Origin of the sequence: Streptomyces sp. NPDC051211 (assembly GCF_040689505.1) — a bacterium.
GTDB lineage: Bacteria > Actinomycetota > Actinomycetes > Streptomycetales > Streptomycetaceae > Streptomyces.
In genome coordinates, this window is record NZ_JBFBAV010000014.1 from 108,884 (window position 1) to 126,570 (window position 17,687).

The window sequence follows — 17,687 nt, forward strand, 5'->3', positions numbered from 1 at the left end:
GCCCACCGCTCACCGGAGGGCGCGCGTTGCACACCTCGCAACGCGTGTTTCGCAGGGCGCTCGTTGCACCGACCCTACCCGCGGGCAGGCACGAAAAAAGGCCCCCGGGCATGCTCGTGCACACCCGGGGACCGAGGTCCGCCGCAGCAGGGCCGGACTTACTTGTCCTTGCCGCCCTTGTCCTTGTCGCCGCCCGCGCCCATGGATTCGTAGATCTCCTTGCACATGGGGCAGACCGGGTACTTCTTCGGGTCGCGGCCCGGTACCCAGACCTTGCCGCAGAGCGCGACGACGGGGGTCCCGTCGAGTGCGCTCGCCATGATCTTGTCCTTCTGGACGTAGTGGGCGAAGCGCTCGTGGTCGCCGTCGCCGTGGGACACCTGCGGCGTCGGCTCTACGAGGGTCCCCGTGCCAGTCCCGCGCTCGGGCTCAAGAGTGCTCATAAGACCCAAGCGTACTGAACGGCGAAGCACTCAGTTGAGCGACGGGTCGTCCGGATAGGTGGCGACCATCGCGAGGTCGCTGCGCTGGCGGCGCAGCACCGCACGCCACAGCCGTTCGGGATCCGGGAAGGAGATGTCGCCGGGCTCGGATTCGACCACGTACCAGGCGCCGTCGCTCAGCTCGTCCTCCAGCTGGCCGGGGCCCCAGCCCGAGTAGCCGGCGAAGATGCGCAGCGAGCCGAGGGCTCCGGTGAGCAGCTCGGGCGGGGCCTCGAGGTCGACCAGGCCGATCGCGCCGTGCACCCGCCGCCAGCCGAGGGGGCCTTCCTCGCCGGGGATGACGGCGATGCCGAGGGCGGAGTCGAGGGCGACGGGGCCGCCCTGGAAGACCACGCCGGGATCGCCGGCCAGCGCGGCCCAGGGCAGCAGGACGTCGCCGACGCCCACCGGGGTGGGCCGGTTGAGGACCACGCCGAGGGAGCCCTGCTCGTCGTGGTCGAGCAGCAGCACCACCGCGCGGTCGAAGTTCGGGTCCGCGAGGGCGGGTGTGGCGACGAGCAGCCGCCCTGTGAGGGAGGACACCTCGGTCATGCCGCCATGATCTCGCACATTCGCCCTCCGGGGGGAGCGGGTGTCCGCCGGAGATCGCGGGCAGCCGAGGGCGCACGGCAGCAGCGAGGAGCGCGCACCCGGCCGGACGGGTGACCTGCGGCCCACCCGACGGAACGCAACCCTCCGCCATTTCGCCGGTACGGAGGGTGCTGTGGCGAATTCATGACAGTCCTACGGCCGCGTCAGCCTTACAAACAGGGGGGTGGTGCCCCTTACCCTTTTCTCTGGTCCCCCTGCCCACCCCTCCCGGAACGCGAGATTCATGACCGGCACTGACGATGTCCTGCTTGTCCACGGCGGTACCCCGCTCGAGGGTGAGATCCGTGTCCGCGGCGCGAAGAACCTCGTGCCCAAGGCCATGGTCGCCGCCCTGCTCGGCAGTGAACCCAGCCGGCTCCGCAATGTGCCGGACATCCGCGACGTACGCGTCGTGCGCGGCCTGCTCCAGCTGCACGGCGTAACGGTCCGCCCCGGTGACGAGCCGGGCGAGCTGGTGCTCGACCCCACCCACGTGGAGAGCGCGAACGTCGCCGACATCGACGCGCACGCGGGCTCCTCGCGGATCCCGATCCTCTTCTGCGGCCCGCTGCTGCACCGCCTCGGCCACGCCTTCATCCCGGGCCTGGGCGGCTGCGACATCGGCGGCCGGCCGATCGACTTCCACTTCGACGTGCTCCGCCAGTTCGGCGCGACCATCGAGAAGCGCGAAGGCGGCCAGTACCTGGAGGCCCCGCAGCGGCTGCGCGGCTGCAAGATCCGCCTGCCGTACCCGTCGGTCGGCTCGACCGAACAGGTGCTGCTGACGGCCGTCCTGGCCGAGGGCGTCACCGAGCTGTCGAACGCGGCGGTCGAACCGGAGATCGAGGACCTCATCTGCGTACTGCAGAAGATGGGCGCGATCATCTCCATGGACACCGACCGGACCATCCGGATCACCGGTGTGGACCGGCTGCGCGGCTACAACCACAAGGCGCTCCCGGACCGCCTGGAGGCCGCCTCCTGGGCTTCCGCGGCCCTGGCGACCGGCGGCAACATCTACGTCCGCGGCGCCCAGCAGCGCTCGATGATGACCTTCCTGAACACGTACCGGAAGGTCGGCGGCGCCTTCGAGATCGACGACCACGGCATCCGTTTCTGGCACCCGGGCGGCCCGCTCAACGCGATCGCCCTGGAGACGGACGTCCACCCCGGCTTCCAGACCGACTGGCAGCAGCCGCTGGTGGTGGCGCTCACCCAGGCCGCCGGCCTGTCGATCGTCCACGAGACGGTCTACGAGTCCCGGCTGGGCTTCACCGAGGCGCTGAACCAGATGGGCGCGCACATCCAGCTGTACCGGGAGTGCCTGGGCGGTTCGGCCTGCCGCTTCGGCCAGCGCAACTTCCTGCACTCGGCGGTCGTGTCCGGCCCCACCAAGCTCCAGGGCGCCGACCTGGTCATCCCGGACCTGCGCGGCGGGTTCTCGTACCTGATCGCGGCGCTGGCGGCCGAGGGCACCTCGCGCGTCCACGGCATCGACCTGATCAACCGCGGCTACGAGAACTTCATGGAGAAGCTCGTGGAGCTGGGCGCGAAGGTCGAGCTGCCGAACGGCGACCTCGTCTGAGGCGTCCGAGGCACCTGACGGCCTGACGGCCTGACGGCCTGACGGCCGGCCTCACGGTCGCACAGGAGCACGCCGAAGGGCGGCCACCCCACCGGGGTGGCCGCCCTTCGCGGTACTGCGTACTACAGGCAGGCCAGGGGCCCACAAGGGCTTACTTGCCCTTGGCGGCTTCCTTGAGCTTGGAGCCCGCGGAGACCTTCACGCTGTAGCCGGCCGGGATCTGGATGGGGTCGCCGGTCTGCGGGTTGCGCGCGGTGCGAGCGGCACGGTGGGTGCGCTCGAAGGTCAGGAAGCCGGGGATGGTGACCTTCTCGTCGCCCTTGGCGACGACCTCACCGATGGTCTCGGCGAGCGCGGCCAGAACGGCGTCGGCGTCCTTGCGGGTCACCTCGGCGCGCTCGGACAGAGCGGCCACCAGCTCACTGCGGTTCATGTTGTACTCCCGTGTTCAACTTGCCTATGAGGCGTGAGATCGAAGCCGATGCTGCCAGGGCCCTCGGACAGTCCCCGGACCCGGGTCTGCCGTCAGACCCTCTCGCCACGGTTACGCATCCTGCCCCCACCAGCGGCGGGAAAGCCAATCCGGCACCCGCCAGGGTCACACGAAAAGCGCCACGGTCACGCCGCGGTGACGCTCCGTCCGCAACCGGGGACAGGCCAGATGCGGAACCGCAGACCTCGCGGGCATCCCCGCAACCCTAGAGGCGGTCCGGCGGCCCCGCATCCCGCGACGCGCCGGATCAGGCAGACGTGGGGGACGCCACAGCCGACGTGGCGGCCTTGCGGACGGCGCCCGCGACCGCACCCGCGACCTTGTCGTTGAACACCGAAGGAATGATGTAGTTCGCGTTGAGTTCGTCCTCGCCGACCACGTCCGCGAGGGCGCTCGCCGCGGCCAGCATCATGTCGGTGTTCACGGTGCGGGACTGAGCGTCCAGCAGGCCGCGGAAGACGCCCGGGAAGACCAGCACGTTGTTGATCTGGTTCGGGAAGTCGGAGCGGCCGGTGGCCACGACGGCTGCCGTCTGACGGGCGATCGCCGGGTCCACCTCGGGGTCCGGGTTCGCGAGCGCGAACACGATCGCGCCGTCGGCCATGGCCGCCACGTCGTCGCCGCCGAGCACGTTCGGGGCGGAGACGCCGATGAAGACGTCGGCGCCGACCACGGCCTCCTTCAGGGTGCCCGTGTAGCCCTCGGGGTTGGTGTTGTCGGCGACCCAGCGCAGCGGGGAGTCCCCGGCCGCGTCCACCAGGTCGGGGCGGCCGGCGTGCACGACGCCGTGCACGTCGGCCACGACGGCGTTCTTCACACCGGCCGCGATCAGCAGCTTCAGGATGGCGGTACCGGCCGCGCCGGCACCGGACATGACCACCTTCACGTCACCGATGGCCTTGCCCACCACGCGCAGGGCGTTGGTGAGCGCGGCGAGCACGACGATGGCGGTGCCGTGCTGGTCGTCGTGGAAGACGGGGATGTCCAGGGCCTCGCGCAGGCGCGCCTCGATCTCGAAGCAGCGCGGCGCGGAGATGTCCTCCAGGTTGATGCCGGCGAAGCCGGGGGCGATCGCCTTGACGATCGCGACGATTTCGTCGGAGTCCTGGGTGTCCAGGCAGATCGGCCAGGCGTCGATGCCGGCGAATCGCTTGAACAGGGCCGCCTTGCCCTCCATGACCGGCAGCGCGGCCATCGGGCCGATGTTGCCGAGGCCGAGGACGGCGGAGCCGTCCGTCACGACTGCGACGGAGTTGCGCTTGATGGTGAGGCGCCGGGCGTCCTCGGGGTTCTCGGCGATCGCCATGCACACGCGGGCCACGCCCGGGGTGTAGATCATCGAGAGGTCGTCACGGTTGCGGATGGGGTGCTTGGACGCCATCTCGATCTTGCCGCCGAGGTGCATCAGGAACGTACGGTCCGACACCTTGCCGAGCGAGACGCCCTCGATGCCGCGCAGCTTCTCGACGATCTCGTCGGCGTGCGCGGTGGAGGTGGCCGCGATGGTGACGTCGATACGGAGCTTCTCGTGGCCGGAGGCGGTCACGTCGAGGCCGGTAACCGAACCGCCGGAGGACTCCACGGCGGTGGTGAGCTGGGAGACCGCGGTTCCGCTCGCGGGCACCTCCAGGCGGACCGTCATCGAGTACGAGACGCTGGGCGCCGTTGCCATGGCCGAAATCCTCTGCTTTCCCTGGTTTCACTTAGCAAGGACCCCGCCCCACGGCAGGTGTGGCAGGACCCGTTGTCCGATCGTCCCACCTACCAGCCGGTACAAGGTAACCAGCTACAAATTTCGGAAAGACTCTTCCACCATACGAGATAACTCGGGGCGGGTGGAAGGGAGGGTCCGAACAAAACAGGTCCGCGCCCTCCACTGGTGGAGGGCGCGGACCTGTATGAACGGCTATGACACCGACCCGCCATGCTCGCCTCGCGGCAAGTGGTCGCTCTAAGCGACGAAGGTTGGGCCCGGGGGCTTGGATCGAGCCGGTGTCGTACCCAGGCTAACAAAGGATCGCCGGATGTGATCCCCCTCGACCGAGTTGACCCCGTCTCACCACGCGCTTGGCCGCCCGCCGTACGGCCGTACCCTCCCGGGGGTGTCCGGTTCTAGTCGCGCAGCAGCGCCGGAACCCCGTCCGCGTCCGGCTCGTCCCGGCCCTCCGAGACCACCGTCAGCTGCTGGGTCGCGCGGGTCAGCGCGACGTACAGCACCCGCAGGCCCGCCGGGGACTCGGCCGCGATCCCGGCCGGCGAGACGACCACCGTCGCGTCGTACTCCAGGCCCTTCGCCTCCAGGCTGCCCAGCGCCACCGCGCGCTCCCCGAGGTCGGCCAGCCAGTCGGCCGCCTCCGCCCGCCGGTCCATCGCCACGACCACGCCGACGGTGCCGTCCACCTGGGACAGCAGCCGGCGGGTCTCCTCCCGTACGGTCTCCCGCAGATCGTCGCCGACCGCCGTGAACCGGGGTCGCAGACCCGTGGAGCGGACCGCCGACGGGGGCTCCATGCCCGGCATCGCCCGCTGCAGCACCTTCGCCGCCAGCTCGGCGATCTCTGCCGGGTTCCGGTAGTTCACGGTCAGGGTGAACCGGCGGCGGGGCCGGCTGCCCAGGGCCTCGTCGCGGGCGGCGGCCGCCTCCTCCGGGTCGGACCAGGAGGACTGCGCCGGGTCGCCCACCACCGTCCAGGTGCCGTGCCGGCCGCGCCGGCCCACCATCCGCCACTGCATGGGCGTCAGGTCCTGCGCCTCGTCGACGATCACGTGCGCGTAGTCGACCCGCTCGGCGGCCAGCCGCTCGGCCCGCTCCCGCTGGGTCTCCTCCCGCTGCGGCATCAGCTCCTCCAGCCCGGTGAGCTGGTCCAGCGGGTCGTACTCGCGCTTCCGCTTGGGCCGGGCCGGGGCGCCGAGCAGCATCTGAAGCTCGTCCAGCAGGGCGACGTCGTGCACCGACAGCGCGTCGCGGCGCAGCGAACGGGCCAGCTGCCGGGTCTCCCGCGGGTTGAGCACCCGCCGCGCCCAGCGGCCCAGCCGCCGCTCGTCGGCCATCGCGGTGAGCACCCCGCGCGGGGTGAGCTCGGGCCACCAGGCGTTGAGGAAGTCGATGAAGACCTCCTCGGTGGAGACGTCCTCGTCGAAGCCGGAGCGCAGCTCGGCGGCCAGCTCCGGGTCGGTGTGCCGGCCGGCGCCGCCCGACTTCGCCCACAGCGCGTCCAGCAGCAGCCGCCGGGCCCGCGGCCGCAGCAGGTTGACCGGGGCGGTGCCGCCCAGCACCGTCTGCCGGATCCGCTCCAGCTCCGCGGCCTCCAGCTCCTGCCGCCGCCCGAAGGCGACCACCCGCAGGGTGTTCGGGGCGCCGCCGAGTTCGAGGGCGCCCCGGACGGCCTTGCGCAGCACCTTCAGCATCCGCGCCGAGCCCTTGACGCGGGCCACGGCCGGCTCGTCGTACGCGGTGGCCTCCGCGCCGTCCACCAGCGAACCGAGCGCCCGGATGGCGACCTGGCCCTCCTCGCCGAGGGAGGGCAGCACGCCCTCGGTGTAGGCGACGAGCAGCGGGGTCGGCGAGACGATCAGGATGCCGCCGGCGTACCGGCGCCGGTCCTGGTAGAGCAGGTAGGCGGCCCGGTGCAGGGCCACGGCCGTCTTCCCGGTCCCCGGACCGCCGGAGACCTCCGCGACCGAGGCGGCGGGCGCCCGGATGACCAGGTCCTGTTCGGCCTGGATGGAGGAGACGATGTCCCGCATGGTGTGCGTACGGGCCCGGCCGAGCGCGGCCATCAGCGCGCCGTCGCCGATCACGGACAGTTCGGCGCCATCGAGGAAGGCGGTCACCTCCGGCCTCATCAGGTCGTCTTCGACCCCGAGCACCTTGCGCCCCTTCGACCGGATGACGCGTCGCCGCACGACCCGTCCCGGCTCCTTGGGCGTGGAGCGGTAGAACGGCGCGGCGGCGGGCGCCCGCCAGTCGATGACCAGCGGCGAGTAGTCGGCGTCGAGCACGCCGATCCGCCCGATGTGCAGGGTCTCGGCGATGTCGGCGGTGAGATCCGGCCGGATCGCGTCGTCGGCGGGCTCGACGGACGTGTACGCGCCGTCCGCCCCCCGCTCCCCGTCCTTGCCCAGCACCAGGTCGATCCGCCCGAAGAGGAAGTCCTCGAACTCGTTGTTCAACCGGTTGAGGTGGATACCCGCCCGGAAGACCTGCGCGTCGCGCTCGGCGAGCGCGCCGGGCGTCCCGACCTGCCCGCGCTTGGCAGCGTCGTTCATCAGGAACTCCGCCTCGTGGATCTTCTCTTCGAGGCGGCGGTACACCTGGTCCAGATGAGTCTGCTCCACCGCGATCTCCCGATCGCGGACGGAATCCGCCGTGCTGTCGACAGCGGCATCCTGCGCGGCCACCAAGGCCCCCTTCTGACGTGCATGGGCGACCGTCAACCGTACGCGAACGGACGGGGTGTCCGCACGCCCGTTCCGCCGGCCGGCCACTCGGGGCCGGTCTCTTGGCTCAAGCAGTACGGGCGGCCATGCTGCGGCGCCGGTGGCGGGCGACCCGCTCGCGGTTGCCGCACTGCTCGCTGGAGCACCAGCGGCGCCGGTGTCCGCGCGAGGTGTCGAGGTAGACCCGGCTGCAGCCGTCGCCCTCGCAGGCCCGGAGCAGGGCCCGGTCGCCGGGGTCGGTCAGGAGCTCGACGGCGTCCCGGGCGATCGCGGCGAGCAGCGCGGCGCACTCCACCCGGCCGGACAACTCCCGGACCAGGTGACCGGCTTCGTCCCGTACGGCACACAGCCCGGGCGGCGGCCCGGCGGCCAGCGCGTTGACCCGGCCGAGGGCCGTGTCCTCGGGCGCGGCGGCGGTCAGCTCGGCCTGCACCAGGGCGCGGAGATCACCGCGGAGGTCACGGAAGGGCGGCAGCCAGCCGGCATCGACCCGGGCCAGCGGGGTGCCCTCGGGCACGAGCCCGGCCCCGCTGAGCCACGTCCGGAGCTCCGCCCCGTCCCGGATGCCCTCGGGCGGCCCCAGGGTGGCCACCAGATCCAGACACACCCGCCCGGATTCGAACCACATGCCGGTCACCGGCCACCGCCTCGGTTCGCAACGCCGTTGGCAACGCCACCAGAGTGCCCCCGGGCGGGGCGGGAGGGAACCCCCTGGGCGGGTGGCGGGTCGTCCTGCACTGGGGTGCGAGGCCGTACCGCCCGAAGCCCGCTTTGACGAGCCCCCGCCACCAAGCGAGCCCACGCCCCTCCCTGCGGGGCCTTTCCCCTGAATTCAGCCCGCGCGGCGTTTGAGCGCACGGGCGCGCAGCGCACGTACGGGGGTCTGGGGGCTTGCCCCCAGTTCGGGAAGGGGCGGGTAGGGGAAAAGGCCCGCGCAGCGCTGCCGCCCGGGCCGGGGCCCGGGGCCGGGACCACGTCAGGTGGAGACGTACTTCGCGTCGGCCGGGGCGTCCAGGGAGAGGCGGTAGCCGCGCTTCACCACCGTCTGGATCACCTTCGGCGCCCCCAACGCCCCCCGCAACCGCGCCATCGCCGTCTCCACCGCATGCTCGTCCCGCCCCGCCCCCGGCAACACCCGCAGGAGTTCCGCCCGCGAGACCACCCAGCCGGGCCGGCGCGAGAGGGCCCGCAGCAGTGACATCCCGGCCGGCGGGACCGGCCGGAGTTCGTGGTCGATCAGGACCGCGTGGCCGCGGATCTGCATCCGGTGGCCGGCCACCGGCAGGACCCTGGCCCGGGCCGGGAGCTCCTGGCACAGCAGCTGGACCAGCGGGCCGAGCCGGAAGCGCTCCGGCTGAGCCGTGTCCACCCCGCGCGCCTGCAGCGGCAGCGCGGTCACCGGCCCGACGCAGGCCGCCAGGACCCCGCCCCGCAGCCCGTCCAGCACCCGCTCCTCCAGCCCCCGCTGTTCCGCCCGGGACAGCAGGGAGGCCGCCGCCGGCGCGGAGGTGAAGCTGACGGCGTCGACCGTCCCGGCGGCCATCGCGTCGAGCAGCCGGTCCAGCGGGCCGAGGTCTTCCGGCGGCATCCACCGGTACACGGGTACGACGACCACCTCGGCCCCGCCGGCCCGCAGCGCCTCCACGAAGCCGGGCAGCGGTTCCCCGTGCAGCTGGAGGGCGATCCGCCGGCCGGCGACGCCGGTCGTCAGCATCCGGTCCAGTACTTCCGCGAGGGACTCCGACGCCGGGGACCATTCCTCCACCAGCCCGGCGGCCCGGATCGCCCCCTTCACCTTGGGTCCGCGGGCGAGGAGTTCGGCCCCGCGGAGCCGGGCCAGGAGTTTCTCGCCGATCCCCCACCCGTCGGCCGCCTCGATCCAGCCGCGGAAGCCGATGGCGGTGGTGGCGACGACCATGTCGGGGGCGCAGTCGATGAGTTCCTCGGTCGCGGCGAGCAGTTCGCTGTCGTCGGCGAGCGGCACGATCCGCAGGGCGGGCGCGTGCAGCACGGCCGCGCCCCGCCGTCGGAGCAGGGCGATGAGTTCGTCGGCGCGTCGGGCGGCGGTGACCCCGACGGTGAAGCCGGCGAGCGGCACGGTGCTGCTGTTGTCGTCCATCGTGACCTGCCTCGTCGTGCAAAGTCGTGCAAAGTCCTGCAAGGGGGGCGGCACGGCGGGGACCGGGCCTGCCAGGTGACCGAGCCTGCCAAGTCGGCGTGTCAGGCTCGGTTCACGCGTATTTCGCCGCGGTTACACGGTGGTGAGCTGCGGCTTGGCCTCCGCCCCCGGCGGTGCGGCCACCGCGGTGGCGGCCGGCCGGCGAAGGTATACCGCCCAGGTCACGGCGCAGCACAGCGCGTAGAAGCCGAGGAAGGTGACGAAGGCGGCGGTGCCGGATCCGGAGGTGAGGAAGGCCTCGCGGAAGACCAGGTTGATGCCGAGTCCGCCGAGCGCCCCGACGGCGCCGATGAGTCCCATGGAGGCGCCGGACAGCCGCCGCCCGTAGGCGGCCGCGTCCTCGCCCGTCATGCCGCGGGCGAGCGCCTTGGCCTGGAAGATCCCCGGGATCATCTTGTACGTGGAGCCGTTGCCGAGCCCGCTGAGGACGAACAGGGCCACGAATCCGGTGAGGAACACCGGCAGGGATTCCCGCATGGAGGCGAACACGACCACCGCGGTGGCCGCCGCCATCGCGACGAAGGCGCCCAGGGTGATCCGGGCGCCGCCGTAGCGGTCGGCCAGCCGGCCGCCCACGGGGCGGATCAGCGAGCCGAGCAGCGGGCCGATGAAGGTGAGCGAGGCGGCCTGAAGCGGGGTCCGGCCGAACTGGGTCTGCAGCACCAGCCCGAAGGCGAAGCTGTAGCCGATGAAGGAGCCGAAGGTGCCGATGTAGAGGAAGGACATGATCCAGGTGTGCGCGTCGCGCAGCGCTTCGCGGACCGCTCCGGTGTCGTTCCGTACCGGCGCCAGGTTGTCCATCCGCAGCCAGGCCAGCGCGGCGGCGATGACGATGAGCGGGAGGTAGGCGGCGAGCAGGAGCCGCGGGTGGGCGGCGCCGGCGGTGGCGATGACCAGCAGGCCGGCCAGCTGGACCACGGGGACGCCGATGTTGCCGCCGCCCGCGTTGAGGCCGAGCGCCCAGCCCTTCTGGCGCAGCGGGAAGAAGGCGTTGATGTTGGTCATGGAGGAGGCGAAGTTGCCTCCGCCGACGCCGGTGAGCGCGGCGACCGCCAGGAAGGTGCCGTAGGAGGTTCCCGGCTCCATCACCACGAGCGCGGCCACGGTCGGCGCGAGCAGCAGCAGGGCGCTGACGACCGTCCAGTTCCGGCCACCGAACCGGGCGACGGCGAAGGTGTACGGCACCCGGACGAAGGCGCCGACGAAGGTGGCGGTGGCGATCAGGAAGAACTTCCCGGCCGGGTCGATGCCGTACTGCGGGCCCATGAAGAGGACCATGACCGACCAGAGGGACCAGATGGAGAACCCGATGTGCTCGGACAGCACCGAGTACAGGAGGTTGCGGCGGGCGGTCCGCTCACCCGACTCCTTCCAGAACGTCTCGTCCTCGGGGTCCCACCGTTCGATCCAGCGGCCGCCGGTCCGGGCTGCCCTCGGCAGAGTTTCGGTCATCACGCCTCCACAGCTGTCGCGTCGTGAGGCCCGACCTTAGGGATGGCGCGTTTCGCTCCCGGTCTCCGGACGGTGACCACCGGGAAACCTTGCTCTCACCCGCTGCCGGGCCCCGATGTGAGCGGTTCGGGTGTGAGCGGTTCCGGCAGCCAGCTGTCCGCCGGTACGCCGAGCCAGCCGTGCGCGGCGGCGAGGGAGCCGGCAGCGGCGCGCAGCGCATCGATCCCCGGGTGGCTGAAACCTTTCCGCCAGACCATGGACAGCGGGGACAGCGGTACGGGGTCCACCAGCGGCCGTTTCACGCTGCCGGGCATGTCCAGGAAGCCCACGGTCGCCAGGACCGGGTTGCGGGTCTTGGCCATCACCCGGCGGAACTCCTCCTTGCCGACGGCCACGGGTGCGGGCGGTGCGACCTCGATGCCCCGGCCGGCGAACAGGCGGTGGGCGAGGTCGGTCCACTCCGCGGTGCGCGGGTTGCCGGCGCCCGCGTACACCGCCTGCCCGGCGAGTGCCGCGACCGGCACGGCCGGGTGCCGGGCCAGCGGGTGGTCCTCGGGCAGCAGCACGGCGAGCGGCTCGTACCGTACGGGCTGCCGGGCGAGCCGGGCCCGTACGGCCGGCTCCAGTCCGCCGACCCGTCCGAAGGAGACGTCGAGGCGGCCGGCGAGGATCTCGGCGGCGGCGTGGGTCAGGCCGCTCTCGAAGCGGGCCATCAGTTCGCAGCCGGGGGCCAGTTCGCGGGCCCGTTCCAGGACGGTCCGGGCGGTGCCGGGCCCGTCGGTGTTGAGGTCCACCAGCAGGGCGCGGCCGGTGTCCCCGGCGAAGGCGGCGGCCAGGTCCTCGTGGGCTGCCAGGACCCGGCGGGCGTGCGGCAGCAGCCGCTGCCCGTCGGCGGTGAGTTCGACCTGCCGGGTGGTGCGGACGAACAGGTCGGCGCCCAGCTCCCGTTCCAGCCGGCGCACGTCCCGGCTGAGGGCCTGCTGGGCGACGTACAGGCGGGCGGCGGCCCGGGTGAAGTGGAGTTCTTCGGCCACCGCCAGGAATCCGCGGAGCAGGCGCGGTTCGACATCGCGGTTCATCACCGCAGGAGATTAACAACGCCGTCGCGTGAATGGGGGCCGTACAGGTGTTGGACCGCGGTCCGGGTGCGCGGCGAGGCTCATCCCATGACCTCGATCTCCCGCCGCCCTGCCGCGCCCGCGCCCCTCCTCACGGCCACCGGCCAGACCCTGGTGCTGGCCGAGACGGGCCCGGCGCCCGCCCGCCGGCGGCCGCAGCAGCCGCAGCGGCCGGGGGCGTTCGCCCCGTACCGCGCGCTGTTCCGCCGGCCGGGCACCCGCGGGTTCACTGCGGGCAATCTGATCGCCCGGCTCCCCATCGGCATGTTCGGGGTGAGCGCGGTGATGATGATCGCGAGCCAGCGGGGCTCGTACGCCCTCGCGGGCGCGGTCGCCGCCACCGGGATGGCCGCCACCGCGGTGGTGGCCCCGTGGATCGCCCGCCTGACCGACCGGCACGGCCAGGCCCGGATCGCCCTCCCGGCCACGGTCGTCTCGGTCCTCGGCGCGCTGTCCCTGATCCTTTGCGTCCGCCACCAGGCCCCCGCCTGGACCCTGTTCGCCAGTTACGCGGGGACCGCCGCCACCCCCAACATCGGCGGCATGTCCCGGGCCCGCTGGACCCATCTGCTGCGCGGCGACGCGGCCGCGCACCACACGGCGATGTCCTTCGAGCAGGCGGCGGACGAGGCCTGCTACATGCTCGGGCCGGTCCTGGCCGCCTTCCTCTGCACCGCCGTCTTCCCGGAGGCCGGCACGCTGGCCGGGGCGGTGTTCCTGCTGACCGGCATGCTGGTCTTCACGGCCCAGCGGGGCACGGAACCGCCCGTCTCCCCGGCCCGGCACCACGCCTCGCCGCTGCGCACGCCCGGCATGCGGCCGCTGCTGCTGCTCTTCCTCGCCCTGGGGGCGCTGTTCGGTTCGATGGAGATCGCCTCGATCGCCTCGCTCGACGCGCGGGGCCTGGGGGCGGCCTCCGGGCTGGTGCTGGCGCTCCAGGCGGCGGGTTCGTGCGTGGCGGGCCTGGTCTACGGCACGGTGCGGCCGAAGTCCCTGCGGGTGTGCGTCCTCGTACTGGCCGCGGCGATGACCCTGCCGCCGGCCGCGGCCGTCACCGGTCTGCTGCCGCTGCTGGCGGTCGCGCTGCTGGTGGCGGGGATGGCCACTGCGCCGACCATGGTCACCGCCATGTCGCTGGTGCACCGGCTGACTCCGGCGGACCGCCTCAACGAGGGCATGACGCTGGCCGTCACCGCCATCCTCGCGGGGATCGCGGCGGGTTCGGCGACGGGCGGTGCGGTGGTGGAACACCTCGGCCCGACCGCGGCGTACGCCGTGCCGGTGGTGGCGGCGCTGGCCGCACTGGGAGGTTCCCGGGCGGCCCAACGGGCTTCCGGCGTCCGGGTGACCGAAGTCGCGTCCTGAACGACTCGGTGTCATGATCCGCTTTTACTGGTGGGGGCCTCTCGCCCACCGGCCGGCCGCGCTCAGCGGCCGCACGCCGGATCCGTCGCCTTCCCTCGCGGAGGAACCCCCTTGCCTGCTTACCGCTGCATGCCTGCGACCGCTCTGGTGGTCGCTGCCGTCACGGCGACCTGTCTGGTGCCCGTGGCACCGGCCTTCGCCGACTCGGCGAGCATCCGGTTCTCCCAGCCGTACGTGCCGTCCATTGCCCCCGGCAAGACGGGCCGCATCGTGATCGTGGCCGACAACGGGGCCGATCAGGCGGTCAGTTCGACGTTCCGGATCACCGCTCCGGAGCGGACGAGCTTCCCCGAGGCCCGTTTCTACTGGAACGGGCAGCGGGCGTCGGTGCCGTGCACCCGGTCCGCCGACGCGCGGCTGCTGACCTGCGACGCCGGCAACCGGGCCGGCTTCACCTTCCCGGCGAACGAGCGGACCCGGCTGGGCGTGGCCCTGCGGGTGCACGCGAACGCGCCGGAGGGCACCACGCTGGACGGCGGCGAGTGGGCGACCGGGGCGGATGCGCCCACGCTGTTCGCGGTGGCCACTCCGGTCACCGGTCCGAAGGGCGACAAGGGGGATCCGGGCGATCACGGCAAGCCCGGCATCCCCGGCCTGCCCGGCCACCACGGCAAGCCGGGCCGGCCCGGCCCGAAGGGCGAGAAGGGCGAGCAGGGGGAGCGGGGCGAGCGGGGTGAGCGGGGCGAGACCGGCCTCCAGGGCCCCGTCGGCCCTCGGGGCCCGCAAGGCCCCAAGGGCGACCAGGGTGACCAGGGCGAACAGGGCGAACAGGGCGAACAGGGCGAACAGGGCGAACAGGGCATCCCGGGCGAGCGCGGCCCGGCCGGCCCCCAGGGAATCCGGGGTCCGGCCGGCCCCCAGGGCCCGCAGGGACCGGAAGGCGGCCCGCAGGGTCCGGCCGGCCCCCAGGGACCCCGGGGACCGCAGGGAATCCAGGGACCGGCTGGACCTCGGGGCCCCCAGGGCACCAAGGGAGACCAGGGCGCCACGGGCGACCTCGGCCCCGCCGGCCCGCAGGGACCGAAGGGCAAGCCCGGCAAGCAGGGCGACCGCGGCCCGGCCGGGCCACAGGGCCCCAAGGGCCGCCAGGGCGAGAAGGGTCCCAAGGGCGAAAAGGGCAGGCAGGGCGAGAAGGGCAGGCAGGGCGAGCCCGGCCTCGCCGGCCCGCAGGGACCCCGGGGCCCGCAAGGTCCGCAGGGCCCGGCGGGCGGTCCCGCCGGACCGCAGGGTCCCCAGGGAATCCAGGGCCCGGCCGGCCCGCAGGGCCCCAAGGGGCCGAGGGGTGAGAAGGGCGAGAAGGGCAACCAGGGCAAGCCGGGCGTCTGCAGGAAGTGCGGCAAGCCCCACGGCCACGACAACGGCAAGCCCGGCCAGCCGAAGCCCCAGCCGCAGTACAAGGCCCGCATCGTGTCCCCGGACCACAAGCTGAAGGTCCGCTCCGGCCCGAGCACCGGATACGCCCAGACCCACAAGATCAAGAACGGCACCGTGGTCCCGGTGCAGTGCAAGGCCAACGGCCAGCAGGTCGACGGCAATTCGATCTGGTACAAGCTCGCCGACGGCCGCGGCTGGATCGCCGCCCGCTACGCGAAGAACCTCAACAAGATCCCGTACTGCTCCTGAGCAGCCGCACATGACGAAGGCCCCGCGACCGAACCGGTCGCGGGGCCTTCGCCCACATGGGATGAGTGGAGATGGCGGGAATCGAACCCGCGTCCAACGGTGCAGAAGCAGGGCTTCTCCGAGCGCAGTCCGCTGCGATTTTCTCGGCCCCGGAGATCACACGGACAAGTCTCCGACGGGCTCAGTCACTGTTTGATTTCCCTCCAACCCCCGTGACCGGGGCTAGAGGTTTAGATCCCTTGTTGACGCCAGGATCCGGACCGGGACCACTTCCGGGCTGACGCTCCTCACAGAGGCTTCAGCTCACTGTTATTAGGCAGCGAGGGTGAAGCGGGAGTTATCGCTCTTGGAGTTGGCGATTATTGTTTGCGACATATGGTTAGCGAGATCATTGCCGCTTCCTCGGCTCGCTTCCCCTGCATCGACATCCGCTGTCGAAACCGATCATCCCCATGTTTTTTTAACAAGCTGCTCCCACCCGCAAGCGGGGGGTGCTGACGCCATGGTACGCGAAGTGGACCACCGCGTGCCAGGAGATTAAACAGTACCGCGCTGCTTGCGACGGATGGCCGAGATCGCCCGGTTCGTCTCGCGGGTGTCCTGCTTCTCCCGCAGCGTCTGCCGCTTGTCGTACTCCTTCTTGCCCTTCGCCAGCGCGATCTCCACCTTCGCGCGGCCGTCCTTGAAGTACAGCGACAGGGGCACGACCGTGTGACCCGTCTCGTCCGCCTTCCGCTCCAGCTTGTCGATCTCCTCCCGGTGCATGAGGAGCTTGCGCTTGCGCCGGGCGCTGTGGTTGGTCCACGTCCCCTGGCTGTACTCCGGCACGTGCACGTTGTAGAGCCACACTTCGCGCCCCTCCACCGACACGAATCCGTCCACCAGCGAGGCCCGGCCCTGGCGCAGGGACTTGACCTCGGTGCCGGTGAGCACGAGGCCGCACTCGTAGGTGTCGAGGATCGTGTAGTCGTGCCGCGCCTTCTTGTTCTGGGCGATCAGCTTGCGCCCTTTTTCCTTAGCCATAGTGCGGTCATTTTCGCACTAAGGGGTGCCCCCGAGGCCACCCAATACCGTGCGGGCCCGCTCCTCGGTCCGCTCGCCGCCGGCGTTGAGGTCCGGGGTGATGCCCCTGCCGTCCAGGCTGCGGCCCGCGGGCGTGCGGTACGTACCCACCGTCAGCTCGGCCACCGAGCCGTCGGGGAGCTCCGTCGGCAGCTGCACCGAGCCCTTGCCGAAGGTACGGCTGCCCACGGCGACGGCGCGGCCGCGGTCCTGGAGGGCTCCGGTGAGCAGTTCGGCGGCGCTCATCGTGCCCCCGTCCACCAGCGCCACCAGCGGGCGGACGGTGTCGCCGCCGCGGTCGGCGTAGAGGGCGCGCTGGGCACCCCGTACGTCGTAGGTGGCGACCAGGCCGCCGTCGAGGAAGGCGGAGGCGGCCCGCACGGCCTCGGCGACCAGGCCGCCGGGGTTGCCGCGCAGGTCCAGCATGACGCCGGCGCCGGGCGGGGCGCCGCGGACGGCCTCGCGGACCCGGTCGCCGGAGCCGCGGGTGAAGGCGGACACCTTGATCACGGTGATGCCGCCGGGGAGGCTGCGGACGGTGACCGGCTCGATGCGCAGCTGGGCGCGGTGCAGGGTTTCGGTGCGGTCCCGGCCGTCCCGGCGCAGGTCCAGCACCACGGCGGTGCCGGCGGTGCCGCGCAGCAAGGTGACGACCTCGGCGGTGGTGAGGCCGGTGACCGGCTTGCCGTCCACGGCGAGGAGCCGGTCGCCGGCCCGGATGCCGGCCCGGTCGGCCGGACCGCCGGGCTGGACCCGGTCGACGGAGATGCTGCCGTCGCGGTGGCAGCCGGCCCACAGGCCGACCCCGGTCCAGCGGCCGTCGAGGTCTTCTTCGAAGCCGGCGTACTCGGTGCGGTCGTAGACCACGCCCCAGCGGTCGCCGCTGCGGCTGACCACCTCCTGGGCGGCCTTCTTGCCGGACTTTCCGTCGGCGACGGCCTCGGCGGCGGCCCGGGCCACCGCTTCCCGGTCGGCGGTCCCCGGCCGCGCCGGGGAGGCGGCGGGGCCGGCGGCATCGGCAGCGGCGGGGTCGGCCGGTGCGGCGGCCGGTGTCCCGGCCCGGGCGATGTCGACCGTACGGTCCGCCGTTTCGCCGAAACAGCCGGTGCTGGCGGCCGTGCCGAGGGCACCGAGTAAGGCCAAGGTGAGGACGGCCCCGCGACGCAGGTCGCGGGGCCGGAGACAGTACGGGGGGCGGCCCGGCATGGCGCCGAGTCTAGGACAAACCCCGCGGCGG

Annotated in this window: 14 protein-coding genes and 1 other RNA gene; 3 read left to right on the forward strand and 12 right to left on the reverse strand. The window is 72.6% G+C overall.

Annotated elements, in window-relative coordinates:
• Positions 1–158: 158 nt before the first annotated feature.
• Both AB0447_RS16670 and AB0447_RS16675 read right to left on the reverse strand, forming a co-directional pair.
• Positions 159–443: a DUF3039 domain-containing protein gene (locus AB0447_RS16670; RefSeq protein ID WP_007264396.1), complete on the reverse strand. Its 285-nt coding sequence runs from the start codon at positions 441–443 to the stop codon at positions 159–161.
• Between the two features lie 30 nt (positions 444–473).
• On the reverse strand, positions 474–1,034 hold the full coding sequence (locus tag AB0447_RS16675) for a YqgE/AlgH family protein (protein ID WP_366477381.1): 561 nt from the start codon (positions 1,032–1,034) through the stop codon (positions 474–476).
• A 283-nt stretch (positions 1,035–1,317) separates the two neighbouring features.
• Here AB0447_RS16675 and murA point away from each other — a divergent pair, with 283 nt between their 5' ends.
• A complete protein-coding gene (gene murA, locus AB0447_RS16680; RefSeq protein WP_366477382.1) occupies positions 1,318–2,658 on the forward strand; it encodes a UDP-N-acetylglucosamine 1-carboxyvinyltransferase in 1,341 nt (446 codons plus the stop codon).
• Between the two features lie 151 nt (positions 2,659–2,809).
• Here the strand turns inward: murA and AB0447_RS16685 are convergent, their stop codons facing one another.
• The 7 genes from AB0447_RS16685 to AB0447_RS16715 all read right to left on the reverse strand — a co-directional run bounded on the left by AB0447_RS16685 (position 2,810) and on the right by AB0447_RS16715 (position 12,301).
• Positions 2,810–3,091: an HU family DNA-binding protein gene (locus AB0447_RS16685; protein ID WP_030875040.1), complete on the reverse strand. Its 282-nt coding sequence runs from the start codon at positions 3,089–3,091 to the stop codon at positions 2,810–2,812.
• Between the two features lie 307 nt (positions 3,092–3,398).
• Complete coding sequence (locus AB0447_RS16690) at positions 3,399–4,823, reverse strand: NAD-dependent malic enzyme (protein WP_366477383.1); 1,425 nt, start codon at positions 4,821–4,823, stop codon at positions 3,399–3,401.
• A 440-nt stretch (positions 4,824–5,263) separates the two neighbouring features.
• Positions 5,264–7,552, reverse strand: coding sequence for a UvrD-helicase domain-containing protein (locus tag AB0447_RS16695; protein ID WP_366477384.1), 2,289 nt, complete (start codon positions 7,550–7,552; stop codon positions 5,264–5,266).
• Positions 7,553–7,658: 106 nt separating this feature from the next.
• Positions 7,659–8,219 carry a CGNR zinc finger domain-containing protein gene (locus AB0447_RS16700; protein WP_366477442.1) on the reverse strand — a complete coding sequence of 187 codons (561 nt, stop codon included), beginning with the start codon at positions 8,217–8,219 and terminating at the stop codon, positions 7,659–7,661.
• Between the two features lie 348 nt (positions 8,220–8,567).
• Positions 8,568–9,710 (reverse strand): uroporphyrinogen-III synthase, encoded by a 1,143-nt coding sequence (locus AB0447_RS16705; RefSeq protein ID WP_366477385.1) that lies wholly within the window; start codon positions 9,708–9,710, stop codon positions 8,568–8,570.
• Positions 9,711–9,842: 132 nt separating this feature from the next.
• Positions 9,843–11,222, reverse strand: a complete 1,380-nt coding sequence (locus AB0447_RS16710) for a nitrate/nitrite transporter (RefSeq protein WP_366477386.1) — start codon at positions 11,220–11,222, stop codon at positions 9,843–9,845.
• A gap of 95 nt (positions 11,223–11,317) precedes the next feature.
• Entirely contained in the window at positions 11,318–12,301 is a 984-nt protein-coding gene (locus AB0447_RS16715) for a LysR family transcriptional regulator (RefSeq protein ID WP_366477443.1), read from the reverse strand.
• An 87-nt stretch (positions 12,302–12,388) separates the two neighbouring features.
• On the opposite strand from AB0447_RS16715, the gene AB0447_RS16720 reads away from it, so the two are divergent.
• Positions 12,389–13,705, forward strand: a complete 1,317-nt coding sequence (locus AB0447_RS16720) for an MFS transporter (RefSeq protein ID WP_366477387.1) — start codon at positions 12,389–12,391, stop codon at positions 13,703–13,705.
• 129 nt (positions 13,706–13,834) lie between these two features.
• Positions 13,835–15,388, forward strand: a complete 1,554-nt coding sequence (locus tag AB0447_RS16725; RefSeq protein WP_366477389.1) for an SH3 domain-containing protein — start codon at positions 13,835–13,837, stop codon at positions 15,386–15,388.
• Between the two features lie 63 nt (positions 15,389–15,451).
• Here the strand turns inward: AB0447_RS16725 and ssrA are convergent.
• The 3 genes from ssrA to AB0447_RS16740 form a co-directional block, all read right to left on the reverse strand.
• Positions 15,452–15,840: a transfer-messenger RNA gene (ssrA, locus tag AB0447_RS16730) on the reverse strand.
• 85 nt (positions 15,841–15,925) lie between these two features.
• Positions 15,926–16,411, reverse strand: a complete 486-nt coding sequence (gene smpB / locus AB0447_RS16735) for an SsrA-binding protein SmpB (RefSeq protein ID WP_366477390.1) — start codon at positions 16,409–16,411, stop codon at positions 15,926–15,928.
• A gap of 18 nt (positions 16,412–16,429) precedes the next feature.
• The gene (locus tag AB0447_RS16740) at positions 16,430–17,656 is read right to left on the reverse strand and encodes a S41 family peptidase (RefSeq protein ID WP_366477391.1); all 1,227 of its coding nucleotides are present in this window, start codon (positions 17,654–17,656) and stop codon (positions 16,430–16,432) included.
• Positions 17,657–17,687: the final 31 nt, after the last annotated feature.